Annotated in this window: 27 protein-coding genes and 1 tRNA gene; 14 read left to right on the plus strand and 14 right to left on the minus strand. The window is 68.0% G+C overall.

Features of this window, described 5'->3' with window-relative positions; all coding sequences use genetic code 11:
• Positions 1-36 precede the first annotated feature (36 nt).
• From LHP98_RS11005 to LHP98_RS11030, 6 genes are all read right to left on the minus strand, one after another.
• Complete coding sequence (locus tag LHP98_RS11005; protein ID WP_227252589.1) at positions 37-675, minus strand: hypothetical protein; 639 nt, start codon at positions 673-675, stop codon at positions 37-39.
• A gap of 93 nt (positions 676-768) precedes the next feature.
• Positions 769-1,395 carry an inner membrane-spanning protein YciB gene (locus LHP98_RS11010; RefSeq protein ID WP_227252590.1) on the minus strand — a complete coding sequence of 209 codons (627 nt, stop codon included), beginning with the start codon at positions 1,393-1,395 and terminating at the stop codon, positions 769-771.
• Between the two features lie 3 nt (positions 1,396-1,398).
• Positions 1,399-2,298 (minus strand): EamA family transporter, encoded by a 900-nt coding sequence (locus tag LHP98_RS11015; protein ID WP_227252591.1) that lies wholly within the window; start codon positions 2,296-2,298, stop codon positions 1,399-1,401.
• Positions 2,295-3,242: a hypothetical protein gene (locus tag LHP98_RS11020; protein ID WP_227252592.1), complete on the minus strand. Its 948-nt coding sequence runs from the start codon at positions 3,240-3,242 to the stop codon at positions 2,295-2,297. The genes LHP98_RS11015 and LHP98_RS11020 overlap by 4 nt, the downstream gene beginning before the upstream one ends.
• Complete coding sequence (ftsY, locus tag LHP98_RS11025; RefSeq protein ID WP_227252593.1) at positions 3,239-4,435, minus strand: signal recognition particle-docking protein FtsY; 1,197 nt, start codon at positions 4,433-4,435, stop codon at positions 3,239-3,241. The genes LHP98_RS11020 and ftsY overlap by 4 nt, the downstream gene beginning before the upstream one ends.
• A 51-nt stretch (positions 4,436-4,486) precedes the next feature.
• Positions 4,487-5,107 carry a lysoplasmalogenase gene (locus LHP98_RS11030; RefSeq protein WP_227252594.1) on the minus strand — a complete coding sequence of 207 codons (621 nt, stop codon included), beginning with the start codon at positions 5,105-5,107 and terminating at the stop codon, positions 4,487-4,489.
• Between the two features lie 214 nt (positions 5,108-5,321).
• Here LHP98_RS11030 and LHP98_RS11035 point away from each other — a divergent pair, with 214 nt between their 5' ends.
• The 3 genes from LHP98_RS11035 to LHP98_RS11045 are packed head-to-tail and all read left to right on the plus strand — an operon-like array spanning position 5,322 to position 7,384.
• Positions 5,322-6,512, plus strand: a complete 1,191-nt coding sequence (locus LHP98_RS11035; protein ID WP_227252595.1) for an alkane 1-monooxygenase — start codon at positions 5,322-5,324, stop codon at positions 6,510-6,512.
• 57 nt (positions 6,513-6,569) lie between these two features.
• Complete coding sequence (locus LHP98_RS11040; RefSeq protein ID WP_227252596.1) at positions 6,570-6,974, plus strand: hypothetical protein; 405 nt, start codon at positions 6,570-6,572, stop codon at positions 6,972-6,974.
• Positions 6,974-7,384 carry a hypothetical protein gene (locus LHP98_RS11045; RefSeq protein ID WP_227252597.1) on the plus strand — a complete coding sequence of 137 codons (411 nt, stop codon included), beginning with the start codon at positions 6,974-6,976 and terminating at the stop codon, positions 7,382-7,384. The genes LHP98_RS11040 and LHP98_RS11045 overlap by 1 nt, the downstream gene beginning before the upstream one ends.
• A gap of 71 nt (positions 7,385-7,455) precedes the next feature.
• Here LHP98_RS11045 and xseA read toward each other — a convergent pair whose 3' ends face one another.
• From xseA to LHP98_RS11060, 3 genes are all read right to left on the minus strand, one after another.
• Positions 7,456-9,033 (minus strand): exodeoxyribonuclease VII large subunit, encoded by a 1,578-nt coding sequence (gene xseA, locus LHP98_RS11050; RefSeq protein WP_227252598.1) that lies wholly within the window; start codon positions 9,031-9,033, stop codon positions 7,456-7,458.
• Between the two features lie 46 nt (positions 9,034-9,079).
• Positions 9,080-9,469, minus strand: a complete 390-nt coding sequence (locus LHP98_RS11055) for a peptidoglycan-binding domain-containing protein (RefSeq protein WP_227252599.1) — start codon at positions 9,467-9,469, stop codon at positions 9,080-9,082.
• Positions 9,470-9,577: 108 nt separating this feature from the next.
• A complete protein-coding gene (locus LHP98_RS11060; RefSeq protein ID WP_227252600.1) occupies positions 9,578-9,898 on the minus strand; it encodes a hypothetical protein in 321 nt (106 codons plus the stop codon).
• Positions 9,899-9,978: 80 nt separating this feature from the next.
• On the opposite strand from LHP98_RS11060, the gene purD reads away from it, so the two are divergent.
• On the plus strand, positions 9,979-11,241 hold the full coding sequence (purD, locus tag LHP98_RS11065) for a phosphoribosylamine--glycine ligase (protein WP_227252601.1): 1,263 nt from the start codon (positions 9,979-9,981) through the stop codon (positions 11,239-11,241).
• Between the two features lie 10 nt (positions 11,242-11,251).
• Here the strand turns inward: purD and LHP98_RS11070 are convergent, their stop codons facing one another.
• Entirely contained in the window at positions 11,252-11,827 is a 576-nt protein-coding gene (locus tag LHP98_RS11070) for a flavin reductase family protein (RefSeq protein WP_227252602.1), read from the minus strand.
• 78 nt (positions 11,828-11,905) lie between these two features.
• Between LHP98_RS11070 and LHP98_RS11075 the strand changes: the two genes are divergently transcribed.
• Together LHP98_RS11075 and LHP98_RS11080 are read left to right on the plus strand one after the other, a co-directional pair.
• Positions 11,906-12,394: a GNAT family N-acetyltransferase gene (locus tag LHP98_RS11075; protein WP_227252603.1), complete on the plus strand. Its 489-nt coding sequence runs from the start codon at positions 11,906-11,908 to the stop codon at positions 12,392-12,394.
• Positions 12,395-12,432: 38 nt separating this feature from the next.
• Positions 12,433-13,203: an EcsC family protein gene (locus LHP98_RS11080; RefSeq protein WP_227252604.1), complete on the plus strand. Its 771-nt coding sequence runs from the start codon at positions 12,433-12,435 to the stop codon at positions 13,201-13,203.
• A gap of 455 nt (positions 13,204-13,658) precedes the next feature.
• On the opposite strand, the gene LHP98_RS11085 is transcribed toward LHP98_RS11080, so the two are convergent.
• Both LHP98_RS11085 and ptsP read right to left on the minus strand, forming a co-directional pair.
• A complete protein-coding gene (locus tag LHP98_RS11085; RefSeq protein WP_227252605.1) occupies positions 13,659-13,859 on the minus strand; it encodes a hypothetical protein in 201 nt (66 codons plus the stop codon).
• Between the two features lie 567 nt (positions 13,860-14,426).
• Positions 14,427-16,670: a phosphoenolpyruvate--protein phosphotransferase gene (gene ptsP, locus LHP98_RS11090; protein ID WP_227252606.1), complete on the minus strand. Its 2,244-nt coding sequence runs from the start codon at positions 16,668-16,670 to the stop codon at positions 14,427-14,429.
• 243 nt (positions 16,671-16,913) lie between these two features.
• On the opposite strand from ptsP, the gene LHP98_RS11095 reads away from it, so the two are divergent.
• Positions 16,914-17,306: a GFA family protein gene (locus tag LHP98_RS11095; protein WP_227252607.1), complete on the plus strand. Its 393-nt coding sequence runs from the start codon at positions 16,914-16,916 to the stop codon at positions 17,304-17,306.
• Between the two features lie 6 nt (positions 17,307-17,312).
• Here the strand turns inward: LHP98_RS11095 and LHP98_RS11100 are convergent, their stop codons facing one another.
• Positions 17,313-18,569: an aspartate kinase gene (locus LHP98_RS11100; protein WP_227252608.1), complete on the minus strand. Its 1,257-nt coding sequence runs from the start codon at positions 18,567-18,569 to the stop codon at positions 17,313-17,315.
• Positions 18,570-18,871: 302 nt separating this feature from the next.
• Between LHP98_RS11100 and LHP98_RS11105 the strand changes: the two genes are divergently transcribed.
• The 3 genes from LHP98_RS11105 to LHP98_RS11115 all read left to right on the plus strand — a co-directional run bounded on the left by LHP98_RS11105 (position 18,872) and on the right by LHP98_RS11115 (position 21,910).
• Complete coding sequence (locus LHP98_RS11105) at positions 18,872-19,504, plus strand: helix-turn-helix transcriptional regulator (protein ID WP_227252609.1); 633 nt, start codon at positions 18,872-18,874, stop codon at positions 19,502-19,504.
• Positions 19,505-19,943: 439 nt separating this feature from the next.
• Positions 19,944-20,825 carry a hypothetical protein gene (locus LHP98_RS11110; protein ID WP_227252610.1) on the plus strand — a complete coding sequence of 294 codons (882 nt, stop codon included), beginning with the start codon at positions 19,944-19,946 and terminating at the stop codon, positions 20,823-20,825.
• A gap of 113 nt (positions 20,826-20,938) precedes the next feature.
• Positions 20,939-21,910, plus strand: coding sequence for a PQQ-like beta-propeller repeat protein (locus LHP98_RS11115; protein ID WP_227252611.1), 972 nt, complete (start codon positions 20,939-20,941; stop codon positions 21,908-21,910).
• A gap of 50 nt (positions 21,911-21,960) precedes the next feature.
• Here the strand turns inward: LHP98_RS11115 and LHP98_RS11120 are convergent.
• Positions 21,961-22,048: transfer RNA gene (locus tag LHP98_RS11120), tRNA-Ser, on the minus strand.
• A 304-nt stretch (positions 22,049-22,352) separates the two neighbouring features.
• Between LHP98_RS11120 and LHP98_RS11125 the strand changes: the two genes are divergently transcribed.
• From LHP98_RS11125 to LHP98_RS11140, 4 genes are all read left to right on the plus strand, one after another.
• Positions 22,353-23,324: an SPOR domain-containing protein gene (locus LHP98_RS11125; RefSeq protein ID WP_227252612.1), complete on the plus strand. Its 972-nt coding sequence runs from the start codon at positions 22,353-22,355 to the stop codon at positions 23,322-23,324.
• Positions 23,325-23,329: 5 nt separating this feature from the next.
• On the plus strand, positions 23,330-24,499 hold the full coding sequence (locus tag LHP98_RS11130; RefSeq protein ID WP_227252613.1) for a D-alanyl-D-alanine carboxypeptidase family protein: 1,170 nt from the start codon (positions 23,330-23,332) through the stop codon (positions 24,497-24,499).
• Between the two features lie 3 nt (positions 24,500-24,502).
• The gene (gene tmk, locus LHP98_RS11135; protein ID WP_227252614.1) at positions 24,503-25,123 is read left to right on the plus strand and encodes a dTMP kinase; all 621 of its coding nucleotides are present in this window, start codon (positions 24,503-24,505) and stop codon (positions 25,121-25,123) included.
• A 224-nt stretch (positions 25,124-25,347) separates the two neighbouring features.
• Positions 25,348-26,475 carry a DNA polymerase III subunit delta' gene (locus LHP98_RS11140; protein WP_227252615.1) on the plus strand — a complete coding sequence of 376 codons (1,128 nt, stop codon included), beginning with the start codon at positions 25,348-25,350 and terminating at the stop codon, positions 26,473-26,475.

Below are 26,475 nucleotides of genomic sequence, written 5' to 3' on the forward strand. Positions count from 1 at the left end.
AGCGGCTTGCGGTGTGGAAACGGCAACGCCGCGCCGTCAGGCCGTGGCGTCGCGGTCGTCGTCCAGGTTCAGGACGGTCTCGGCCAGCGCGGCCAGCACGGCGTGCGACAGCACCGGCAGCAGCACCCAGAACAGCAGCCAGTGCGACGGCTCGACCGTATGGATCAGGGTTTCGTTCAGCAGCAGGAAGGCCAGGTTAAACAGCACCATGACGCGGGTCATCGTCGGCAGGTGCCGGCGCATTTCGGGCCAGGGCCAGAACCGCTCGGCCATGTCATTGCGGCCGGCCATCATGTCGGACAGGAACATCGCTCCGAAGATGATGTAATAGGCTGACTGCAGCCGCTGGCACCACAGCGAGTCATCGACCGTGGCCAGCAGCAGAAGCGGCGTCAGCGCCGCCACCAGCGCCATCATGGCCGTTTCGCTGCGCCCGAACCGCGCCCGAAGCTGGGCCACGAGATCCTCGAACCGCACCGCGATCCGCACCGCCAGCGCCAGCAGGAAGGCCGTCACGAAGGCCTGGCCCTCGGACCCGGTGCCGAACAGCACCGACATCAGCGGATAGGCCAGAATCAGCACGATGCCGGGCAGAAAGGTCCAGCGCGGCAGGGGCGGCAGATCCTGAAACAGTTGCAGGAACAGGCGAAGCGATTCGATGAAATGGCGCAGCATGCTTGTCGGCCCCAAGAACGTCTTGGTCTTGCGTATCGGCGAAAAACGGCAGGGTTGGGGCAGAAGCTTGCCGGTTGCGCGGCATCCGACGGATCAACCCTGCGGCGGCTTGTCCTTGGCCGGGTCGGCTGGCTCGATCACATAGCGGCTCAGCGCCGAGATCTGCAGCACCAGGAACAGGAACAACGCGATCGGGAAGGCGAAAGTTTCCAGCTTGACCCAAAGCTCGGTCGACTGGGTGCGCCAGACCACCTCGTTCGCCACCGCCAGCAGGGCAAAGCCAAGGGTCAGCCGGCGGGTCAGGATCATCCATCCCTCGGGCTGCATCGGCAGGGCCTCGGACAACACGAACTGCAAGTAGCTGCGGCCGCGCAGAAGGCCGATGCCAAGCAGCAGCGCAAAGCTGCCGTAAACCAGCGTCGTCTTCATCTTGAAGAAGCGCTCGTCGTTGAACCAGGCGGTCAGCGCGCCGAAGAACAGCACCGCAAGGCCGGTGAAGATCTGCATCCGCGACAGCTTGCCGGTCAGCGCCCAAAGTGCGGCGATCGAGATCAGCAGGATCGGGATCAGAACCAGCGCGGCAATGATGAAGCCAGAGTAGTCGGTGCCGGCGATGCGAAAGCTGTCGTCCTTGATCCACATGTAGATCACGAAGAACAGGATCGTCGGCCCCAGTTCCAGGACCTGTTTCAAGATCGGATTGATCCGCCGTTCCGCCATGCCTTACCCCATCGCCTCGATCAGCACCGCGCCTGCCGCGATCACACCCATCAGCGCGGTGCGGACAGGCCCCACCTTCTCGCCCAGAACCAGCCAGCCGATCAAGGCCGCAAACACGGCAGAGGTCTCGCGCAGAGTGGCGGCCTCGCCGACCTTGTCCAGCCTTGTCGCCAGCATGATGGCGCCGAAGCTGAAATAGGCCACGAAGGCGCCGAGGAGGCCGCGTTTCAGCAGGGGGAGCATGTCGGCCACCGCCAGCGACCGCCAGCGGCGGTGGGTGACGACCGGAATGAAGATGCCGTCCAGCATGAAGAACCAAGCCAGGAAGGTGAAGGGGTCGGCGGTGGCGCGGATGCCGTAGGCGTCATAGGTGGTGTAGCCGGCCACCAGCGCGCCGGTGACGAAGGCAAAGCCCAGCGCCGGGCCAAGGCTGGCGCGGCCCTCGGTCAGGTGCAGGGCATTGTAGACGCCAAGGCCAAGGATGCCGGCGCTGAGCAGCGCCAGGCCGGCCCATTGGCCGGGGGCGTAGGTTTCGCCGAAAACCACGCCAGCGGCGGCGAAGGTGAACAAGGGGCCGGTGCCACGCACCACCGGATAGACCACGGTATAGGCGCCGCGGGTGTAGGTCATCGCCTGCAACACCTTGTAGACGGCGTGGATGACGAAGGCCCCGGCGAAGATCGGCCACATGTGCGGCTCGGGCCAGGGCACCACGAACAGTGCGAAGGGCAGCGCGATCAGGCCGTAGCTGGCGTCGATGGCGGCGCGGGACAGCCAGGGGTCGTGACGGCCCTTCTGCAATGCGCCGAACAGGGCATGCAGCACCGCCGCCATCAGCGCAAGCGCCAGCGCAAGCTCATGCCCGGCGGGCGTGCCTTCCAGCGTCCGCAACCACTCGCTCACTCCGACGCGGCCTCATGCGTCCACTCGGCCTCGACCGTGACCCCCTGGAACAAGGGTGCCGCCTCGGCCATGGACTTCGGAACCCCCGTCAGGGCAAAGCCCGCAAAGCGCACCGGGCCGAAACCCGGATTGGCGTGAAACGCCAGGTTCAGCCGGCCGGCGGGTCTGGGCAGTTCCTGAACCAGTCGCGAGAGGGCATCCTTCGTGGCATCGGGGAAGCTGTCCGCGGGCAGGTCGGCAATTGTGGCCAGGGCCTGGACCCGCAGCGCCTCGGCCGCAGCCCCGACATCGTCCTCGCCTGGCACCACCGCCAAGGCCATCGCCGGCAACAGGTGGGTCTCGAACATTCCGTGGCTGGTGATCGAAAGCCGCGCCTCGGTCACCGCCAGACCCAGGGCCTCCGGCGGCGAGAACAGGCTTGCCAGACCTTGTCCGCCGGAAAGCGTGGCGAAGAGCGCGATGTCGTTCTCGCCCGGCAGGTCCAGCGTCAGTTGCTCGACCTCGATCAGCCGGGCCTCTGCGTCCCAGCGCAGCGACACCGCCATGTCGATGGTCTTTGGCCAGACCTGCGCCTTGGGTCCGTCGTCCACCAGACCATTGTCGGCAACCAGCCGCAGACCCGTGGCGGTCAGTTCCAGAGCGCCGGGAGCGCCTTCCGCACCGGTCAGCCAATCCACCATCCCGCCCCGCACGGAGAGGCGGTCGATGTGCACGTCGGGCTGGTGCGCCCCGGGCAGGTCCAGGACCAAGCGGGTCACCCGGCACCAGCCATCGTGCGCGGGCTGCCGCATGCCCGAAACTATGGTCTCGGCTGTGGTCTCCATCCGCGCGGAAAGCTGCGCCCAGGCCAGGCGGCAGGTCTGGTCGGTGACCTCGGCGCGGGCGGGTGCTGCAAGCAGCGTGACCGCAGCACAGGCCACAAGGCCAAAGGCCGGGCGGTTCATGCCGATTCGAGCCCCACCAGGGCGCGGGCGAAATCCTCAGGGTCGAAGGGCGACAGGTCGTCGATCTGCTCGCCCACGCCGATGGCATGGATCGGCAGGCCGAACCGGTCGGCCAGCGCGACCAGAACGCCACCCTTTGCGGTGCCGTCAAGCTTGGTCATCACCAGCCCGCTGACATCGGCGATCTTGCGGAAGATCTCGACCTGGGTCAGCGCGTTCTGCCCGGTGGTGGCGTCCAGCACCAGAAGCGTGTTGTGCGGCGCCGTCGGGTCCACCTTGCGGATGACGCGGACGATCTTGGCCAGTTCCTCCATCAGGTCGGCACGGTTCTGCAACCGCCCCGCGGTATCGATCATCAAGAGGTCGGCGCCCTCGGCTTGCGCGCGGGTCAGCGCATCGAACGCCAGCGAGGCCGGATCGCTGCCTTCCGGCGCGGTCAGCACCGGCACGCCGGCGCGGGTGCCCCAGATCTTGAGCTGGTCCACCGCCGCGGCGCGGAAGGTGTCGCCCGCAGCGATGACGACCGATTTGCCAGCGGCCTTGAACTGGCTGGCCAGCTTGCCGATCGTGGTGGTCTTGCCGGACCCGTTGACCCCCACCACCAGCACCACTTGCGGCCGCTTGGGGTAGATCGGCAGGGGCCGGGCCACCGGCGTCATGATCCGCGCCACTTCCTCGGCCAGCGCCTGGCGCAACTCGCGGGTGCTGATCTTGCGGCCGAACCGGCCCTCGGCGATGTTGGCGGTGACGCGGGCGGCGGTTTCCACCCCCATGTCGGCCTGGATCAGCAGATCCTCCAGGCTTTCCAGCATGGCATCGTCCAACACCCGCCGCGGCTCGTCGGCCGCCGCGCCGCGCCGGAACAATCGGCCCAGAAAGCCGGCCTTCGCCGCACCCGGAGCGGCGGTGACCGCCACCGAGGCCGCTTCAAAGGCCCGGTATTCCGGCGAAACCTCGTTCGGAAGCTCGTCGGGATAGGTGCCCGGTGCCTCCGCCGGCCCCTCGTCGGGCGCTTCTTCCGGCTGTTCGTCCGGCAGTTCGCCCGGCTGGTCGTCCGGCAGGTCCTCGGGCAGGTCCCAAGGTTCCTCGACCGGCGGCGTGTCGGCGCCTTCCGCAACCAGCGCTTCCAGCCCCTCGCCGATCTTGTCGGATGACCGGAACAGCCGGACCTTGAGTTTGCCGAAGAAGGACATGCCCGCCTCCTGAGCCCTTGGGATGCCCATCACCTAATCACTTTGCCCCGGTTAGGAAAGGCCGGTCGTCCCGCCCCAGAGAATCAGCGCCTGCCCGGAACAGTAGCAGACCCAGACCGCCCGGGAGGCCAGGCGAACCGGATTGCCGGCGACGAACTTTTCCCAGGCCAGCAAAGTGTCGGACAGCAGGAACAACCCCACCCCGGCCAGCACCGCCGAACCAGACTGGCACAATGCCGCCACGCCCATGGCCGCGATCAGCCCGACATAGGCCCGGACCGGCCATCGCATCGGTCGCGGTACCCGAGGCGCCAGCCAGACCTCGGTGGACCCGGCCAACGCCAGCACCGCGCCGACCGCCCACCAGGGGCCGGGATCGCCCGTCCAGAACGCCATCGCATAGGCCAGGTGACCGGCGCCGAAAGCCGCCATTCCGGCCAGGAAGGCCCGTTCGCCCGGCCGCGCCAAGGCGAAATCGCCCAACGCGCCAAAGGCAAGGCCGGCCACGATCGCCGCCGGCGCGCCGGCGACCAGGCCGCCCAAAGCCAGAAGAGCGGTCGAGGCGGTCTTGACCAGGGCGGCGGCCAGGCCCGGCTGCGGCGGCCGTCCGGCGTGCCACAGAAGGTAGACCAGCGCGGGAATCACCGCCATCACCAGCACGCCCGCAAGCATCCGTTCCCCCCTGGGCAGCAGCCGTTGCGCGCCCCGAAGGTCGCCCGCTGCGCCGCATGGCATCCTGCCTTTGCCGTGCCGGATCGCAAGCCTGCCGTTGCGGCCGAGGCCACCGGCCGATTTCCGCGCTGTGGCAGCAGGCTGCGGCGCAGCGTCACTGGCCCTCGGCACGCCACATGATAGAATGCAACACAAGCAGAAAGGTGCCTCTGGAATGATGGATATCCTCAAGAAATCTGCCCGCCCCGTGCCGATGATAGCCTTTACTCTGGCGACGGTGCTGCCGGCCGCCTTTCTGGCCATCGGCGCGTCGCAAGGCGGGATGTGGCTGTGGCTCGCCTTCCTCTACATGGCGGCGATCACCATCGTGGTCGATCAGGTCCTCCCCTTCGGCACCGCGGACGCGCCCGAGGGACAAGAGGTGCTTGCGGCTGACAATCTTCTCGTCGGTCTCGGCGCTGCCGCGCTGGTGCTGATGATGATCGCCACCTGGGCGATCGCCGGCAGTTCTTCGCTGTCGTTCATCGAACGCCTCCTCATGCTGCTCGGCACCGGCCTCTGGCTGGGGCAGGTCGCGCATCCGGCGGCGCACGAGTTGATTCACCGCACCAACAAGCCGATGTTCCACCTGGGCCAGGCGGTCTATTCGGCAATGCTGGTCGGCCATCACGCCAGCGCCCACCGGCTGGTTCACCACCGCCACGTCGCCACCGACCAGGACCCGAACTCGGCGCGCGAGGGCGAAACCTTCTACCAGTACCTGCAGCGCGCCTGGAAGGGCAGCTTCGACGCCGGTCTGAAGGCCGAGAACGAAATGCGGGCACGCTCGAACGGCGGACTTACCGACCCGCACCCCTACCTGATCTACATCGGCGGGGCGGTGCTGGCGTTGATCGTGGCGATCTGGATCGCCGGGGTGCTGGGCCTGTTCGTCTGGCTGCTGCTTTCGGCCCATGCCACGGTGCAGATCTTTCTCTCCGACTATGTCCAGCACTACGGCCTGCGCCGGGCGGTTCAGGATGGCCGGACGGCGCCGGTGGGGCTGGAGCACAGCTGGAACACCGCGCATTGGTTGTCGTCGGCGACGATGCTGAACGCGCCGCGCCATTCGGACCACCACGCCAACCCGACGCGGCCTTACCCGCTGCTGCGGCTGCCGGCGCCGGATGTGGCGCCGCAGCTGCCCTGGCCGCTGCCGATGGCCTGCACCATGGCGCTGTTCCCCACCACCTGGAAGGCCCGGATGGAGCCGCTGCTGGCGCGTTGGCGCACCCTGCACGGCAACGCCACCGTTCCGCCGGAAACCGCGCCTGACAGCCCGGCCCCGGCAGCGACCATGGCCGCCGACACTGCAGCCGACACCTCGCCGGCCGCAGGCAATCACGACGACGTCACGCCGACCTGACTGGCGCGGCCTTTCGGTCTCTGGCAGGTTGGCGACAACCTGTCCGGAGACCGCCCTATGCGCCGCCTTGCTCTTGTCCTGAGCTTCGCCCTTTCGGCCCCCCTGCCAGCGGGGGCCGGCGACGTTCCGATGACCGCCGCCGAGTTCGACGCCTATGTCACCGGCAAGACCCTGACCTATTCGCAGTTCGGCTCGGTCTTCGGGATCGAGGAATACCTGCCCGGCCGCAAGGTGCGCTGGAAGTTCACCGCGGACGACTGCCAGTATGGCAGCTGGTACGAAAAGGAAGGGCTGATCTGCTTTACCTACGAATATGATCCGGAAGACCATTGCTGGACCTTCTGGCAAGACGGCGAGGGGCTTCGGGCGCTGTCGGTGAACGATGCGCCGGGGTCCGAACTGTCCGAGGTGGCACAAAGCAGCGAGGGCCTGAATTGCCCCGGCCCGGACGTCGGCGTGTGATGCGGCTCGGGCTCGCGCTGCTTGCCTTTGCCCTGGCCTTGCCTGCCGCGGCCGAGACGCCCGCCAATGACCCGCCGCTGTCGGCCAAGGCCTTCGACGCGCTGACGCGCGGCAAGACCATGGACACCCACGATGCTGAACTTGGCCTTTATGGGGTCGAGACCTTTCTCTCCGGCCAACGGGTGATCTGGCGCGACAGCGACCGCTGCATCCACGGCACCTGGGAACAGGTCGGCGCGCAGATCTGCTTTCAATACGAAGACAAGCCCGATGATCCGGTCTGCTGGAGCTACCACGACCGCGGCGGCTGGATCATGGGCTGGTTCCAGGGCGACCGCACCACGGTTCCGATCATGCTCTACCCGTCGAAAGACGGCCCGATCGGCTGTGAGGGATTCCTCGGGGTCTGAAGAAGCCGGAATTCGCGCGAATTCCGTCCACGATTTCCGGTCGGAAATCGCCTTCGTCCGTCATCGTCCGGTCAGAACAGGCGGCCCTGCCCGCCGTCGCCCTTGTCCTTCGGGCGCTTCGCGGTCCCCGGTCCGGCCGCCCCATCGCGCTGCACCGCCAACCGGCCATCCGCGAACTCGATTTCCAGCGCCGAAGCGCCCTCGGCTTCAGCGCGCCGCGTGACGACGTGCCCGCCGGCCCGCACCACCGCGAACCCCCGCTTGAGCGTCGCGGCATGGCCCAAGGTCAGCCGCGTCCGGTCCACCGACTCCAGCCGGCGCGACAATTCCGCCAGCCGCCGCCCGGGCGCCGCGTCCAGCCGTTGGCCCAGGGTCTCCAGCCGTGTCTTTCCCTCGGCGCCCTTTCGGGCTGCATCGGCCAGCAGCCGGTACAGCGCCGGGGCCAGCCGCGAGGCCCATTTGTCCAGCCCCAGATGCGCCAGTTCCACCCGCCTGGCCAGCCGCGCAGACAAGGCCTCGCCGCGCGCCGCCAGCGCATCGCGCCGCCGCGCCACCAGCCCCAGCAGCAGGTCCGGCCGCATCCGCCCGGCGCGCGCGTCGAACGCGCCGCGCTTGCGGGCCACCATCAGCCCCAATGCGCCGGACAACCGCCCCGCCGCCATGTCCAGCCGCTGCGCCGCACTGCCGGTCAGCGCCTCCAGCCGCGGCAACCCGCGCGCCAGGTCCGACAGCCGCAGTCGCCGCCGTTCCATCGCCGTGGCCAGCGCCCGGCTCTGTCGCGCCGCCAACCCGTCGACCGCCGCCACCAGCTCCAGCCGCACCGGCACCGCCAGCTCGGCCGCCGCCGTCGGCGTGGGCGCTCGCAGGTCGGCGGCAAAGTCGATCAGCGTCGTGTCGGTCTCATGCCCCACCGCGCTGATCAGCGGAATGACCGACGCCGCCGCCGCCCGCACCACGATTTCCTCGTTGAAGCCCCAAAGGTCTTCAAGGCTTCCACCGCCGCGCGCCACGATGATCACATCCGGCCGCGGCACCGGCCCGCCCGGCGCGATGTCATTGAACCCGCGGATCGCCGCCGCCACCTCGGCTGCACATTTCTCGCCTTGCACCGCTACCGGCCAGATCAGCACATGCCGCGGAAAGCGGTCGCGCAGCCGGTGCAGGATGTCGCGGATCACCGCCCCGCTGGGAGAGGTGACAACCCCGATCACCCCGGGCAGGAACGGAATGGGCTTCTTGCGGGCCGGATCGAACAGCCCCTCGGCCCCCAAGGCGGCGCGGCGCTTCTCCAGCATCGCCATCAGCGCGCCCGCGCCAGCTGGCGCCACGTCCTCGACGATCAGCTGATACTTCGACTGGCCGGGAAAGGTGGTCATCCGCCCGGTGGCAATGACCTCCATCCCCTCCTCGGGCCGCACCTGCATTTTCGCGACCTGGCCCTTCCAGCTGACGGCATCCAGGCTGGCCCGGTCATCCTTCAGCGCGAAATACAAGTGCCCCGAGGCCGGACGGCTGACCCGCCCCACCTCACCCCGCACCCGCACAAGCCCGAACTCGGCCTCGATCACCCGCTTCACCGCGCCCGAAAGCTCGGACACGGTGTATTCCGGCTGGTTGCCGGGCGGGGGGCCGTCATCGATCAGGTCCATGCGCCCTGTTTGCCCGATGCGCCCTCGCCGGGCAAGCGCGCTGCGGTCAGCAGCCGTCGCACTCTCCGCCCTCGCCGTAAAGCCAGGCCGAATGGGCCCCTTCGGCAAGGCCGCGGACATAGGCCGAGGCTTCGGCGGCGTTGGTCAGGTCGACGACCACCTTGCCGCGTGAATTGTCGCGCATGAACGCGGCCCCTGCGATCAGCGCGGCTTCAGTGCCGCGGCCATAGCGGCCATCGATCGCGCCTTGATATACGCCGGCGAACCGCAGCTCGGTCTGGGCGGTGGTGCGCCCGATCGCGGACAAGCCCTCGAGGGCCTGTTGCAGCGCGGCGCGATCCTGCGCGGCAGCCGGACCGGTACCCAGCGAAGGCAGGCACAGGGTTGCGGCCGCGCAGGCCAGAGCGAAAGACCTCAGAAAGACTAGGCGATTCATGCACATACTCCGTGTTGCAACAACGCGGTAAGCGTGTCCCGCGAACCTGTCACAACCATGGCGCGAAGGTGGACAGGCCACGGCTGACCACCCGGTCTTGCCCGAAGCTCAGTCGCCACCCCCGCCGCCGTCACCGCCACCCCCCCCGCCGCCGTCGCTTCCGCCGTCGCTGCCCGCCGCGCAATCGCCGGTGTCGCGGGTGCTCTGGCCGTCTTCAGCGGCCCGGCAGTCCTCGCGTGCGGGCGGCGGGTCGCCGCTGCGGTCCTCGGCAAGCGGCAGGCCGGCGCCTGGACTGCCGGTGTCGTTGTTCATCCAGGGGCTGCTGTCGTCTCGGCCGGGCCGCGCCCGCCGCTGGCGGCGTCGCCGGGTCGCCACCAGGCGCGCGGTCGCCACGACCACGATCGCCCCCACCACCACTGGCACCCACATCTCCGGCCTCCGCAACCTTGTCACGCCGCGCCGCGGACCGTAGAACGCCCGCAGGGCCCGGCCAAGGGGGGAAAGCCGCCATGAACATCCTGATCCTCGGCTCTGGCGGGCGCGAACATGCGCTGGCCTGGGCGGTGAAGCAGAACCCCAAGTGCGACCGGCTGATCGTCGCCCCCGGCAATGCGGGCATCGCCCAGATGGCCGAGGTGGCCGGCATCGACATCCTCGACGGCGCCACCGTGGTCTCCTTCTGCGAAGAGAACGCCGTCGATTTCGTCATCGTCGGCCCCGAGGCGCCGCTGGCCGCCGGCGTCGCCGATGCCACCCGCGCGGCCGGTATCCTGACCTTCGGCCCCTCCGCCGCGGCGGCACGGCTTGAGGCCTCGAAAGCCTTCACCAAGGAAATCTGCGCGGCCTGCGGCGCGCCCACCGCCGCCTACGCCCGCTTCACCGATGCCGCCGCCGCCCGCGCCCATGCCACCGCCCAGGGCGCGCCCATCGTGATCAAGGCCGACGGCCTGGCCGCCGGCAAGGGCGTGATCGTGGCAATGACCGCCCCCGAGGCGCTTGCGGCCATCGACGACATGTTCGGCGGCGAGTTCGGCGCCGCCGGGGCGGAAGTCGTGATCGAAGAGTTCATGGCCGGCGAGGAAGCCAGCTTCTTCGTGCTGACCGACGGCACAACCGCCCTGCCGATCGGCACCGCGCAAGACCACAAGCGGGTGGGCGACGGCGACACCGGCCCCAACACCGGCGGCATGGGCGCCTATTCCCCCGCCCCGGTGCTTACGCCCGAACTCCAGGCCCGGGCGCTGGATCAGATCGTCCTGCCGACGATCCGCGAGATGGCCCGCCGCGGCACGCCCTACCAGGGCGTCCTCTACGCCGGACTGATGATCGAAAATGGCCGCGCCAGGCTGGTGGAATACAACTGCCGCTTTGGCGACCCAGAGACCCAGGTGCTGATGATGCGCCTGGGCGCGCAGGCGCTGGACCTGATGCTCGCCTGCGCCGAGGGTCGGCTGGCCGAGGCACGGGTGAACTGGGCCGAGGACCACGCCCTGACCGTGGTGATGGCCGCCAGGGGCTATCCGGGCGCCTACGAAAAAGGCTCCGTCATCCACGGCCTGAGCCGCCTGCCCGAAGACAGCCGCCACATGGTGTTTCACGCCGGCACCGCCGAGAAGGGCGGCCAGATCGTCGCCAACGGCGGCCGCGTGCTGAACGTCACCGCCCGCGGCGACACCCTGGCCGAGGCCCGCAACCGGGCCTATGCGATGATCGACCACCTGACCTGGCCCGAAGGCTTCTGCCGCTCGGACATCGGCTGGCGTGCGCTCTGACCGACCTGCGTCACTCTGGCCGGTCCAGGCTGCGCACCTCGCGGACAAAGGCATAGTCCTTGTAGCCCAGCCGCGCGACCGGCACATAGGCGGTGACGTCGAACCGGCCGTCCCGCAGACAATCGTCGCGCAGATGAATGCCGGTGACCCGGCCGATCACCATGTGGTTGTCGCCCGGCAGCACCAGGTGCCGCTCCAGCACGCATTCCAGCGTGGCGGGGGCGTCGGCCACCCGCGGGCAGTCGATGGTGGTGCATTCCGCCTTGGCCACGCCGCACAACACGAATTCGTCCACCCCCCGCGCGACCCGGGCCGAAGTGGCGTTCATCTTCCGCCAGGTGGCTTTTTCCACAATGTTCACGGCAAAGACCCCGGCTGCGCAGGCGTTGGTGATGCTGTCGTTCGGGTCGCCGGCAAACATCACCAGCGGCGGGCTGTCGCCCACCGCGTTGAAAAAGGAATAGGGCGCAAGGTTGTCGCCCAGCCCCCCCACGCGAGTGGAAATCCAGCCGATCGGGCGCGGGCTGACCACCGCCTTGAACGGGTTGTGCGGCAGGCCGGAACCGGCCTCTGGGCGGTAGAACATCGGCCACCTCGCGGACATTTGCCCCTGACACAATCGCATGTTACGCGGCGTTTCCAGCAGATTCGGGAAAGGGCGCCCGTGGCCTACCGGCTTGAAGAGGAAACCGAAGCCGACTGGTGGGAGGTCGAAGCGCTCTACGACCTGTGCTTCGCGCCGGGCCGGACGGCGCTGTCGTCCTACCGTCTGCGCGACGGCGTGCCGACCGTGGCGCCGCTCTGCCTGACCTTGCGCGACGACGACGGCACCCTTGCAGGCGCGATCCGCTACTGGCCCGCGCTGGTCGGCGAAGACGACATCCTGCTGCTTGGCCCGGTCGCGGTGCACCCCACTCGGCAAGGCGAGGGCCTGGGCGGCCTTCTCATCAACGAAAGCCTGGCCGAGGCGCGGCGTCTGGGCTGGGAACGGGTGCTGCTGGTGGGCGACGCGCCCTATTATTCGCGGTTCGGCTTTGCCCGGCTGGAGGGGGTAGAGATGCCGCCCCCGACCAACCCCGACCGCGTGCTGGGATTCGAACTGAAGGCCGGCGCCTGGAAAGGCGTCACCGGCAAGGTCGCCCGCGCCACCTGAGGCTTGCGCGGGCCGGCCGGCCACCCATATCGAAGGACATGGACCAGACCCTCCCCGCCCTTCCGGCCGCCCTGCCCCCGGACCCCTCGCCCGAGATCGCGGCCCTTGCCGCACGGTGGAAACGCGCCAACGGGCCGGTGATGGCGCTGGTCAACCGGCTGGGAGGCACGCTGGAGGGCCAGTTCACCCTGTTGCCACATGCGCTGCGTACCCGGATTGAAGACATCACCGCTCGGGCGCTGGAAACCTCTTACGGCTTGTCGGGTGCCGGCGCCCGGCTGCCCGACCCCAAGGGCCGCACCACGTTGGCCGCGGCGATGGCCACCGGTGCTGTGGGTGGGGCGGGCGGACTGGCCACTGCGCTGGCCGAACTGCCGCTGACCATCACCGTCCTTCTGCATGCAATCCGGCGCGAGGCCGTTGCCGCCGGCTATGATCCGGACGACCCGTGGATCAAGGCCGAAGCCTTGCGCACCTTCGGCTCAGGCAGCCCTGCTGCGGCGGACGACGGCATCGACACCAGCTTTCTGTCGGCCCGTCTGACCCTGACCGGCCCGGCGCTGCAGAAACTGATCGCCACCGTCGCGCCGAAACTCGCCGCCGCCTTGGGCCAGAAACTCGCCGCTCAGACCGTGCCGGTGCTGGGCGCGGTCTCCGGTGCGGCGCTGAACGCCGCCTTCCTGAACTACTACCGCGAGACCGCCGCCATCCGCTTCGCGCTCTTGCGCCTGGCCGAACAGCACGGCGCCGAACCCGTGCTTTCGGCCTTCGCAGCAGCCACCGCACCTGCCTGCATCACCCGGTCCTGAGACCGGCTCTGATCCATAAGGAGCGCCCGCGCAAGCGCGGTCGCATGCCTTTCCTCTCGCCTCTGCGCGCAAGCGCGCAACCGGCTCGGCCGCCCCGCCGCACCGCGACGCTTCTGCTGGGGCGGGGCTCCCGGCATCAGCCGGGTATGCCTCCGGCGGGGATATTTGAGCCAAGATGAAGCGGCATGGACTTCATCTTGGCCCAAATACCCCGGGGGAGTCTTCGCGGCACGCGAAGACGGGGGCGGCGCCCCCCGCCGGCGAGGAGGAGCCTGTTCCCCTGCCAAGGCAACGGCGCCCGCGGTGTGATGCCTGATCTGTGCCGCGGTCTCCGGTGCCATCTTGCCCGGATCGGTTCGGCGCTTGCCGCAGGCAAGAGCAAGCCTGACCTGAGATTTCACCTGTTCTTCGGGGTTGCGGTCCAGCCACAGAACGCGACCTTGCGCCTCATCCGGTCACCAGGTTGTCAGCGGGCAGACCCATTTGATGACACGGCCGGTCTGCGCCAGCAGCCAGGCCGGATCAGTGCGCCGCGGCGAAAAGCGGTGGTCCTCAAAGACCGGCGCCACCCCGGCCACCGGCAAGCCGCCCGCGGCCAGCATCGCACAAGCGAGCGACGTGCCGCACCGCCCGAAACCCGCAACGAAGCCGATCAATCGTCACGCCTCTTGGTGATCAGCCTGCGGCCTGTGTCGTGTTCAATCTGAAACGGCTCCAGGACGGAAATGACTTCGGCAGATATGCAGCAGACCTTGAGCATCATGCTCGGGACAGGATTCTGGTCAAGGATGCCAGAGTCGGAGCGCGGTCAATCGTGGACTTCACCGAGCTTGTGCTGCTTCACTTCGCTATCAAGGACAGACTCCTTGAGGGCCTCAACCTCGATAGCTTCCGCACCATGGATGAACTGCTGGACCGATCATGAGATTGACCGGGTCGGCCCCCTTGTCGGCGCGTGCGATGGGCGGTTCTTCCCGCACCGTCTGTTGCGGAGCCTGCGATTTAAAATATTGATTTCATTTCATTTTCTATTGAAACCAGAGTTTGCACACGACGAAACCCCCGCCATTCCGGCCGGATTTCGCCAGAGCCTCTGATCAGCCCACGCGCTAAATCATTGAAGAACAACGCGCCGTTTTCGCGCGGTCCTCAGACCTTCTGATCGCGCTCACTGAAAGGCGACGACGAGGCAAGAAGCCTGCGCCGGAAGGCGCTCTGCTGGATCATCCCGCCTGGGTCGCGAGCCAGTCCATCAGGGCGGCCCTTGCGGTCTCAGCCCCGCGCGCCCTCGCGGCCTCGATCACCTCCCGGGCCTCGACCAGGTTGACCCGTCGGATCAGCGCCTTGACCGGCCCGATCGAGGCCGGCCGCATCGACAGACGGCGGAACCCCAGCGCCGCAAGCGCCACCGCTTCGACCGGCCGGCCGGCATCCTCGCCGCAGAACGACAGCGGCGTGCCCGCCTCGGCCGCGCGGGCGACGATGCCCTCGAGGAACCCCAGGAAGCTGAGGTTCAGCGTGTCATAGCGCCGCCGCACCCGTTCGTTTTCCCGGTCCGCCGCAAAGAAGAACTGCTTGAGGTCATTGCCGCCGACCGAGATGAAATCGGCCAGTTCGAAGAACGCCCGCGGCGCGAAGGCCAAGGACGGCGTCTCGCACATCGCGCCGATCTCCAGCCGTTCGGGCGCCGGGTGGCCGAGTGACCGCTCGCGGTGCAGCTCGCGCAGCACATGGGATCGCGCCTCGGCGAACTCGGCGTGTTCGGCCACGAAGGGGAACATGATGGTCAAGGGCCGCCCCGCCGCCGCCCGGATCAGCGCCTGCACCTGCATCCGCAGCACGCCCGGCTTGTCCAGGCCCACCCGGATCGCCCGCCAGCCCATCGCCGGGTTCGGCTCGTCCGAGGGCTTCATGTAGGTCAGCACCTTGTCCGACCCGATGTCGAGGGTGCGGAACACCACCCGCTGGCCCTGGGCGGCGTCCATCACCCGGGTGTAAAGCGAGGCCAGTTCCGCCCGTTTGGGCATCTTGTTGCGGATCAGGAACTGCAATTCGGTGCGGAACAGGCCCACCCCTTCGGCGCCCGAACTGTCCAGGCTGGGAAGGTCGGCCATCAGGCCGGCGTTCATGTCCAGCGCGACCACCGTGCCGCAGGTGCCCTGCGCCGGCAGGCCCCGCAGGCTGGCATAGCGCTTCTGCGCCTCGGCCTGCATGGCGATCTTGTCGCGGAAGGCGCGGGCCACGGTTTCCTCGGGGCGCAGGTGCACGATGCCCTGATCGCCATCGACCAGGATCGCATCACCGTTCAGCGCCTCGCCGCTGATCCGCTCGGCATGGATCACCAGCGGGATTGCCAGGGCGCGGGCGACAATCGCCGCATGGCTGCCGACGCTGCCTTCCTCAAGCACCACGCCGCGCAGCCGCCGGCCGTATTCCAGCAGTTCCGCCGGGCCGATGTTGCGCGCCACCAGAACCGGGTTGTCGGGCATCTCGGCGCCGGTGTCGCGGCCCTGCCCGGTCAGGATGCGCAACAGCCGGTTCGACAGGTCGTCCAGATCATGCAACCGCTCGCGCAGGTAGGCGTCGGCCACCTGCTCCATCCGCGCCCGCGCCGCCGACTGCTCTTTTTCCACCGCCGCCTCGGCCGAGAGGCCGCGCATGATGTCTTCCTCCATCCGGCGCAGCCAGCCGCGCGAATGGGCGAACATCCGGTAAGCCTCGAGAACCTGCTTCTGGTCCTTGTCCAGCTCCTGCGCCTCCAGGAGATCGTCGATCGAGACGCGCAGCACCCCCACGGCCTCACGGATGCGGTCGATCTCGGTCAGCGGATCGTCGGCCACCGGGTTCGTGACCACCACCCGCGGCTCGTGCAGCCAGACCCGGCCCTCGGCCGCGCCTTCCTGGCCTTGGGTGCCGCGGAACATCACCGGCTGGCGGTGCAGGGCCTTCATCGCGCCGTCGTCGCCGGTGAAGGCGCCCAGTTCCGTCATCTCGGCCAGCACCATGGCCACGACCTCGACGGCATAGACCTCGTCTTCGGAAAACCCCCGCGCCTCCTTCGACTGCACCACCAGCACGCCCAGCTTTTCGCCCACCCGCTGAATCGGCACGCCCAGGAAGCTGGAGAAGATCTCCTCCCCGGTTTCCGGCATGAAGCGGAAACCGCGTTCGGCCGGTGCATTGGCGGTGTTGACCGGCGCACCGCCACGGGCCACGCGGCCGACCAGACCCTCGCCCAGCTTCATCCGGGTCTGGTGGACGGCTTCCTTCTTCAACCCCTCGGTGGCGCACAGCTCCAGCGTTTCGGGATCGCGAAACAGATAGATCGAGCACACCTCGGTGCCCATCGAATCCGCGATCAGATGGGTGATGCTGTCCAGCCGGTCCTGGCCCTTGCCGGGCACCGCCAGCACGTCGCGCAGACGGCGCAGCAGCTTGCGGCTTTCGCTCTCGGTGCGTTCCGGCATCGGCATGGCTCCCCCTTGGCCTCTCTATAGGAAAGCGGCAGGCACTTGGCGAGGGGGCACTGCCCCGAACCCCCACCGCGCGGGGCCGGCGGCCGCAAAACGGGCAAGTCGCGGCAAGGACGGTGCGCTTTGTGGCAGTCCCGATGGGCGCTGCGGCCTGCCTGCGGGAAGGTGCTTCCTTGTGGACGCCCGGCAATCGTCACGGCAGACTGCCCGCCCAAGGTCACGGCAAGGAGACGCGGCATGGACCAGGTCACCGGCGGATGCCTTTGTGGCGCACTGCGCATCACCGCCACCGGGCAACCCTGGCGGGTGGGCCTCTGCCACTGCCTCGATTGCCGCAAGGCCCACGGCGCGCTGTTCCACGCCTCGGCGATCTTTCCGCAGGGTGCCGTGACGGTCACCGGCGAGACGCGCAGCTACAACGGCCGCCACTTCTGCCCCACCTGCGGCTCTCACGTCTTCGGCCGCAGCGGTGACGAGGTCGAGGTGAACCTCGGCGCGCTGGACGCCCCCGACCAGTTCATCCCCAGCTACGAGCTGTGGACGCTCCGCCGCGAAACCTGGTTGCCGCCGTTCCCGCTGGCGCGGTCCTACAAGCGCGACCGCGAGGGCACGGGACGCTTCGAGCCCTGATCGTGCTCAGGCCTTTTCCAGTTCGAACGCGTCGTGCAGGGTCTGCACCGCCAGTTCCAGGTACTTGCGGTCGATCAGCACGCTGATCTTGATTTCGCTGGTGGCGATGACCTTGATGTTGATGTTCTCTGCCGCCAGCGCCGCGAACATCTTGGCCGCCACGCCAACCTGGCTGCGCATGCCGATACCCACCACCGAGACCTTGGCCACGTCGGTATCGGTGATCAGGTCGTCATACCTGACGATGCCCGCATCCAGCGCGTCCTGCATCGCCTTCTGCGCCCGCGCCACCTGGTTCACCGGCACCGAAAAGGTCATGTCGGTGACCGCCCCGGTGTGGGTGCCATAGTTCTTTTCGGAAATGTTCTGGACGATCATGTCCACGTTCACCCCGGCCTCGGCCAGTGGCCCGAAGATGGCGCTGGCCACACCCGGCCGGTCCTCGACGCTGACCAGCGTCATCTTCGCCTCGTCGCGGCTGTAGGCAACGCCCGAGACCACTTTGGATTCCATGATTTCCTCCTCGTCGCAGACCAGGGTTCCCGATGTCTCGTCCGTATCCTCGAATGAGGACAGCACGCGCAGCCGCACCTTGAAGCGCATCGCCAGTTCCACGCTGCGGGTCTGCAGCACCTTGGCGCCAAGCGAGGCCAGCTCCAGCATCTCCTCGAAGGCGATCTTGTCCAGCTTGCGGGCCTTGGCGGTGATCCGCGGGTCGGTGGTATAGACGCCGTCCACATCAGTGTAGATGTCGCAACGCTCGGCACCGAAGGCGGCCGCGAAGGCCACCGCCGTGGTGTCGCTGCCGCCGCGTCCCAGCGTGGTGATCCGCCCTTCGGCGCTGACGCCCTGGAAGCCGGCCACCACCGCCACCTTGAAGCCTTCGGCGAACTTGGCGTCGATATGGTCGCGCGGGATCGACACGAACCGGGCAGAGCCATGGGCCGATGTGGTGTTGATCGGCACCTGCCAGCCCTGCCAGGACCGCGCCGGCACGCCCATCTCTTGCAGCCGCAAGGCCATCAGCCCCGCGGTGACGTTTTCGCCGCTGGCCACGACCGCGTCGTATTCGCGCGCATCATACAGCTTCGAGGTGGTCTCGACCCATCCCACCAGCTCATTGGTCTTGCCCGACATCGCGCTGACGATGACGATCACGTCATAGCCGCGCTCGACCTCCAGTTGCACCTTCTTTGCTGCATTCTCGATGCGGCCAAGGTCCGCCACCGAGGTGCCGCCGAATTTCATCACCAGAAGCGGCATCAAAGCCCTCCCAAGGCCCTCGAACCGCGCGCTTCCTACCCGCCCCCGCCCCCGCGCGCAAGGGCGCCCGCATTCGGACAGGGCCAGATCGCGAAGACGGACGTCGCAACCGGAATGGACTGTCAACGGACCTCGAAGACCGACGAAGCGGACCACGTCGACCATGCGCCCTGCAGCGGCATCGGCGTCCGGCGCTGAACGGTCTCGACGATCGTGACTGCGCGCGGCGGAGCTGCCGAGCCTTGCCAATCTCGTGTCCGGACATACACCCAATAGCAGGCGTCGAAACGCTGGCATTGAAGATGGAATTGCGCCACGACTCAGGCAATTTCGGGCATACCCGTCGGAACCGCAAAGAAGGGAGACAGATGCGTCGCCTGAAACCACGCACCATGATGCGGGTCATGCAGATGACTTGCGTGACCTTTTTCACGTTGGACGTGGCCTATGACATGTCTGAGATGGCTCAGACGGGAACCATGCCCGAAGCCGCGGAAGTCCTGCACATGGGGTTTGAAAGCCTGGCTGTCGGGTTTCTGGTGTTCAGCCTGTGGATGGGGCTGGATTATGAGCGGGCGCTGCGCAGCCTGGGAGACGACAAGGACAGCACGCTCTCGGCGCTGCGCGCGTGTTTCGATGACCTGATCAATGCCAGGTTCGACCAATGGTCGCTGTCGCAAGCCGAGCGCGATGTCGCGCTGCTGGCTTTTCGCGGATTGCGGATTTCGGAAATCGCGGCCTTGCGCGGCACCCGCGAAGGCACGGTCAAGGCGCAGATGAGTTCGGTCTTCCACAAGGCCGGCGTGACGACTCGCGCCGAATTCCTTGCCCTGTTCATGGATGAGTTCCTTGACTTCGGCGTGGCCTCTGTGGCCCCGGGCAGCGACGCGGAAGCCGATGCGTTTCGAGCCGATGCCCGGAGCGGTCGGGCCTGAACCTCGCAGATGGCCAAAAGAACGGGCCATATCACTTTGGTTTATGCGGGCGCATCGGCCTTCTGCTTATGGCGCTCGGCCGGCTTTCCAAGACGGGAGTCCGACCAGCCAGAAGGCGCAGGGGATCGATTTTAACTCATGTATTTCAATATCTTGAGCCAGAAGTGGGCGACCGACACTGACCGCCAAGGCATGACCAAAAGGCAATTCGGATATGCACCAGGCGCAATTCTTATCAAATGATATAGCGACGATTCATATAATTTTCCATTGCCATTCAATGGCCTGAAGGGCGTGCAATCTATGATTGTGCCACAATCGAATATCTTGACACAAAAACCCCTGATCGCCTCAGCTTTGAGCGCGGTTCCTCTTGGCTCGTTGACCTTTCGTCGCTGTGTGGCCGCAAGAATGGAATGGGGATTTAGGGAGGAAACGGATGACGAATTACATGGCCCTTTTGCGAACACCGGCGGTTCTGGCCTTGTGCGCCACCGTCGGCTGGACGGCGGTCGCACAGGCCGAACAAGCCGAAGATGACGGCAAGCGCACCTTGTCCGAACAACTGGTCCTGGACATGAAGGCCGGGGGCGAGGCCTTCGAGGCCGACAACGCGGTGGTGCAGGAACTGATCATCAATCGCGGACTGCCGATCCCCTTCAGCTACATCAACCTGCTGATGCACACCCCCAACTCGTTCGGTCCCGGCCCGGCCTGCGTGGTCTGCCATTCCAACAACGACCCGGCCAAGAGCTATCGCGGACTGGACCTGTCCACCTGCGAAGGCATGCGCACCGGCTCGACCGAGGCGCCGGCGCGGGCGATCTTCACGCCGGGCGCCGACCCGAAGCGCGAAATCCTTGGCCGGCGGTTGCGCAACAACCGGATGCCGTTCGGCACCGGCTTCCACGTCCCGACGGACTCGCCGAATGTCGCCCTGCTTGAAGCCTGGATTCTGGACGGTGCCAAGGACGACCAGCACTTCAAGGACGCCATCCTGCCGCTGTTCGCAACCGAAGGGGCCTTCGGCCCCGACGCGCCGGCCTGCATCGAATGCCACATGTCCAACCAGGAACCGCCCAGCTTCCACGAAATGGACCTGACCTCTTACGCAGGCATCATGCTGGGGGCGGATTCGGTGGCCAAGGGCGTGGAAAACGCGGTCAAGGTCGTGATCCCCGGCAAGCCCGAAGACAGCGCGATCCTGCAGCATCTGGTCGAGAACCGCATGCCGCCCGGCATCAGCCCGCTCGAGGACCGGGATCACCCGAATACCCAGATCCTGTTCGAATGGGTCCGGCAAGGGGCTCTGTGCGAGTGAACCTCAGCCGACGCAGCGTCCTGGCCGGGCTGCCGCTGGGATTGCTTTTGGGCAGAGAGGCGGCGGCCGCGCCGCCTCTCGCGCCTTTGCGCATCTGGCAGACTGGAAACGCCGTGCTCCGGCCACCCGCCTTTGACGACGGCCTGATCTACTTTTGCGGCGATGTGACGGTGGGCTGTGTTGACCCTGACAGCGCCGCGCCGGTCTGGCAGCATCCGCTCGATCTGCCGCAGACGGCCGCTTTCCGGCCAAGGATCCTGGACCGGCACGTGATCGTCGGCGGCCGCGGCGGCATCGCCTGCCTGGCACGCGACAGTGGCGCTGAACTCTGGCGCTACCCGGCCCGGATCCAGACCGGCTTGCCGACGCTGGGCGCGGGCCTCGTGGTCCTGGGCGACGGGCACGAGATCGTTGCGATCGAGCTTGCGACCGGCGCGGAACGGTGGCGCTTTGCCGGCGTGCCGGACACGCTTGCCGCCTACGCCCCCAGCATCCTCGGCGACCGGGTTTTCGCCGGGCCAGGCGATGGCCGTCTTTATTGCCTTGACCTTGCCGAAGGCCGGCTGATCTGGTCACACGACCGGCGCGGCTACTGGCAATACCTGCGCCAGATCCACGCCGCCGACGGCCTGCTTGTCGCGGGCAGCTACAAGGAACAGCTGCTGGGCATCTCGCCCACCGATGGCGACGTCCTGTGGGAATTCGTGGCCGGCAACTTCATCAATTCGCATCACCTGGCGGGGGATGTTGCCTGCCTGTGGTCTCCAACCGGCTGGATCTATGCGATCGACATTGCCACCGGCGCGGTGCGCTGGCGGCATCAGACCACCGACTATGTCCCCGGCGGCGACGACTGGGCCTCGCTGATGGCCGAATTGACCAGCCGCGCCGGCCTGCTCTACACGCTCGACATGGACAACACCCTGCGTCTTCTGGACCTTGCCGACGGCAGCCTGAAGGCGCAGGGCGGCATTCCGGGCGCGGTGCGCCATGCAGTCCTGCCCATCGACGGCGACAGGGTCGTGCTTCCGATGATGGACGGAAGCCTGCACATGACAATGCTGCCGCTGGCCGCCGCGGATTGACCCGTCCCGCCCCGGGCCGGGACGACCGTGCGCAGACAGGCAAGAGGGCCTGGCGGAAGGGGTGGGATTCGAACCCACGGATGCTTGCGCATCGCCGGTTTTCAAGACCGGAGCAATCGACCGCTCTGCCACCCTTCCGACATCGGACATCGGCGCCCTTCCGGCCCGTCTGCCGGCCCGTCTGCCGGCCCGCCTGACCTTGCAGCCCGGGCCGCCTGGATTTAGGGCCTGAAGGGTGATTCTGAAAGGACATACCGGCGGCGAAATCCGCTGATCGTGATGCCGGGCCCCGCCCTGTGCCCTTTCCTTGCGGGGTTCCGGCCGATATGATCCCGCGCGAGACCGGGTGTGCGACATGCCCGCAGGTCCAGAGGCAGGCACGCCGGTCACCGGCGAAGAACAACAGCGCGGCGGTGTAACGACTGCGCAGATGAGGGCAGAGATGACAGCAAGGTCAGTCCGGCGACTTCTTCTTCTTTCCGCGGCGGCATGGGCCCTGCAGGCCTGTGAACCGGGCACCGGTCCCTTTGCGGCCAGGCCCCCGGCCGACAAGGCTGCGGCCGAAGCAACCGCCAAGCCGCAGCGCTCGACCAAGCTCGTCGACCGCGATGTCGAGGCGCCAGAGGTCTTCCAGGTCACCGACTCTGCGCTGTGGGATGGACGGCCTTCGCTGGGCGGGGTCTGGGTCGCGTCGCCCGATACCAAGGACCCCGAGCGGGTGATCATGCGCAACCCGGCGAACGGCAAGTTCGTGATCGGCGCCCTGTTCAAGCGCGAGGTCGAGAACCCCGGACCGAAGCTGCAGATCTCCTCGGATGCGGCCGAAGCGCTGGGGCTGCTTGCCGGTCAGCCGGCCACGCTTTCGGTGACCGCACTTCGGCGCGAGGAAGTGGCCGATGAGGCGCCCGTCGCCCCGATGCTGGATACCGCCGAAACCCTGGACGCACCGGCCGCGCCTGGGGCGATCGACGCCGGCGGGGTCGAGACCAAGCCCCTGGACGCCGGCCCCGAAGCGCCCGCTGTCCCCGCCGCCGACAGCAAGAAGAAGGTTAGGAAATCCAAGAAGGCAACGGAAACGGCTGCCGCGGCCACGGCCGCCCTGGATGCCGCCGAGGGCAAGTCCGCCCCCGACGCGGCCCCCGCAGCCGCACCCGCAGACGCACCCGCAGACGCACCGGCAGCCGCACCGGCCGCGGCCGCTTCCGGTGGTCGGCCGATCCAGATCGGCTTCTTCTCGGTCGAAGCCAATGCCAAGCGCGCCGTCGACACGCTGGCCAAGTCCGGCATCGCCGCCGAAATGCGGGCCGAAAGCGCCAAGGGCAAGTCCTACTGGTCGGTCATCGCCCGCGGCGACGCTGCCTTGCTGAAGAAGATCAAGGCCGCCGGCTTCGCCGACGCCTATCTGCTCAAGTAGAAAGGATGCGCATGCTCCGGATGCTCCGTTTCGTGGTCTTTGCCCTGATCCTGGGCGCTGCCCCCGCCCGCGCCTTCGAAACGCAGGCGACCGCGGCCTGGGTCTACGACATGACCACGCATACGGTGCTGATGGACAAGAACGCTGACCAGCCGTTGCCGCCGGCCTCGATGTCGAAGCTGATGACCATCAACATGCTGTTCGAAGCGCTGCGCGATGGCCGGGTGCAGATGGACACCACCTTCGGCGTGTCGGACAAGGCCGTGCAGATGACCAAGGCCGGCGGCTCGACCATGATGTTGCAGCACGACGACCGGCCCACGGTCGAGGACCTGATCCACGGCATGATCGTGAACTCGGGCAACGACGCCTGCGTGGTGGTGGCCGAAGGCCTGGCCGGCACCGAAGAAGCGTTCTCGGCGCAGATGACAGAGCGCGGGCGCGCGCTGGGGATGACCGCCTCGGTCTTCACCAATTCCTCTGGCTGGCCCGGCCCGGACCACCGCATGTCGATGCGCGATCTCGGCATTCTGGCTCAACGGCTGATCGAGGAATTCCCCGAGTATTACCCGATCTTCGCCGAAACCGAATACACCTACAAAGGCCGCTCTCCCGACAACCGTTTCAACCGGAACCCGCTTCTGAAGATGGGGATCGGCGCCGACGGGCTGAAGACCGGGCACACCTCCGAGGCCGGTTACGGTCTGGTTGGCAGCGCCCGGCAAGGCGAGCGGCGGATCATCTTTGCGATCACCGGCCTGTCGTCCGAGGCTGCCCGCGCCGAAGAGGCCGAGCGCATTGTCGCCTGGGCCTTCCGCCAGTTCGCCGAGAAGACGGTGGCCAAGGCGGGCACCCGCGTCGCCGAAGCCGAAGTGTACATGGGCGAGGCCGAGACCGTGGGCCTGATGCCCGCCGAGGACCTGCGCCTGCTGGTCCCGGCCCTGGTCCAGGAAAGCGTCGAGGCCGAGGTTGTCTACAACGGGCCGCTGATTGCCCCGGTCAAGGCCGGCACTCCGGTGGCCGAACTGATCGTCCATGTTCCCGACCTGCCCGATCACCGCGTCGCGCTTGTCGCCGAAGCCGACGTTGCCAAGGCCGGCTTTCTGCGCCGGCTGACCACCGCGGCCGGCTTCCTGTGGCAGACCTACCTGGGGGACGAGGCGCCTGCCTCGTAACGCATGCCGGGTCTGTTCCTCTCGCTGGAAGGCATCGACGGTTCGGGCAAAAGCACGCAAGGCCAGATGCTTGCCCAGGCGCTGCGCAGCCGCGAACATGCGGTGACGCTGACGCGGGAACCCGGCGGCAGCCCGGGCGCCGAGGAAATCCGCCGGCTGGTGCTGGAGGGCGACCCCGACCGCTGGTCGGCCGAGACCGAGATCCTGCTGTTCACCGCGGCCCGGCGCGACCACTTGGAAAAGACCATCCGCCCGGCCCTGGCGCGCGACGAGGTGGTGATCTGCGACCGCTTCGCCGACAGCACCCGCATCTTCCAGGGCGTCACCCGGGGCGACCTGCGCCAGACGGTCGACCGCCTGCATGCCCTGATGATCGGCGTCGAACCCGACCTGACGCTGCTCTTCGACCTTGATCCCGCTCTGGGCCTGGCACGGGCAACGGCCCGCAAGGGCAGCGAGATGCGGTTTGAAGACATGGGGCTTGGCTTCCAGACCCGCGCCCGCGCCGGCTTCCTGGACCTTGCCCGCAGCCATCCCGCGCGCTTTCGGGTGATCGACGCCGCACCTGCCGCCGAAGATGTGGCTAGGTCCGTCCTCGCCGCCGTCCTGCCTGCCCTGCGCTGAATGGCGCGGCCGACCCGTCCTGGCCAAAACAAACCGGCATTCCTTTCATCTGTCCCCAAATATCCCGGGGGAGTCTTCGCGGCACGCGAAGACGGGGGCAGCGCCCCCCGCCCGAGGAGACGCCCGTAAGGCGACGACAAGACAACAGACACGCCCCCGCAGGCGGGCGCTCCGCCGGATCGCCCCCCTTTCCCTTGCCCCTGCCCCTGTGCAATCTGGCGCCCATGGCCGAAGACCTGCCCGAACCCGACCGCATCCCCGGCGCGCCGCATCCGCGCGAGACGCTTCGGCTGTTCGGCCAGGGCAGCGCCGAGGCCGATTTCCTCAGGGCCCATGCGCTGGGGCGGCTGCACCATGCCTGGATGCTGACCGGGCCAAAGGGCATCGGCAAGGCCACTCTGGCCTGGCGCATCGCACGATTCCTGCTGGCCGCCCCGCCCGACGACGGTGCCCTGTTCGGCGCCCCTCCGCCACCCTCGACATTGGACACCCCCGAAGACCACCCGGTCGCCCGCCGCCTGCGCGCCTTGGCCGAACCCCGCGCCTGGCTTCTGCGCCGCGGGCCGAACGAAAAGGAAACCGCCCTCTCGCAGTTCATCACGGTGGACGACGTGCGCCGGATGAAATCCTTTTTCTCCCTCTCCGCCGCCGACGGCGGCGCCCGCGTCGCCATCATCGACGCGGTGGACGAGATGAACACCGCCGCCGCCAATGCGCTGCTGAAACTGCTGGAAGAACCGCCCGCCGGAGCGGTCTTCCTGCTGGTCGCCCACCAGCCCGCGCGGCTTCTGCCAACCATCCGCTCGCGCTGCCGCGAGTTGCGGCTGTCGCCGCTTTCGCCCGACGACCTGGCGCAGGCCCTTGCCCAGGCCAGCGGCGCGGTTGCGCCCGAGGCGGCCACCGCGCTGTCGGAGCTGGCCGCCGGCTCGGTGGGCGAGGCGTTCCGGCTGACCAACCTCGACGGCCTGGAAACCTATGCCGACCTTGTCGCGCTGTTCTCCACCCTGCCCCGGCTGGACCGGCCGCGCGCCCTGGCGCTGGCCGAGACCGCCGCCGCCCGCGGCGCGTCCGAGACCTTCGATCTGATCCTGTCGCTGATCGACCTGTTCCTCGCCCGGCTGGCCCGCGCCGCCGCCACGCGGGCCACCCCGCCCGAGGCCGCTCCCGGCGAGGCCGCCCTCTTCGCCCGCCTTGCCCCCGGCCCGCAAGCCGCCCGGCCCTGGGCCGACCTGGCCCAGACCCTGTCCTTGCGGGCCCGGCGCGGCAAGGCGGTGAACCTTGACCCGGCCGCCCTTCTCATGGATACCCTGCTGAAGATCGACGAGACGGCGGGCCTCCTCGCCGCAAGGTGA

The organism is Rhodobacter sp. Har01 (assembly GCF_020564565.1).
In the GTDB taxonomy this organism is placed as follows: domain Bacteria; phylum Pseudomonadota; class Alphaproteobacteria; order Rhodobacterales; family Rhodobacteraceae; genus Pseudogemmobacter.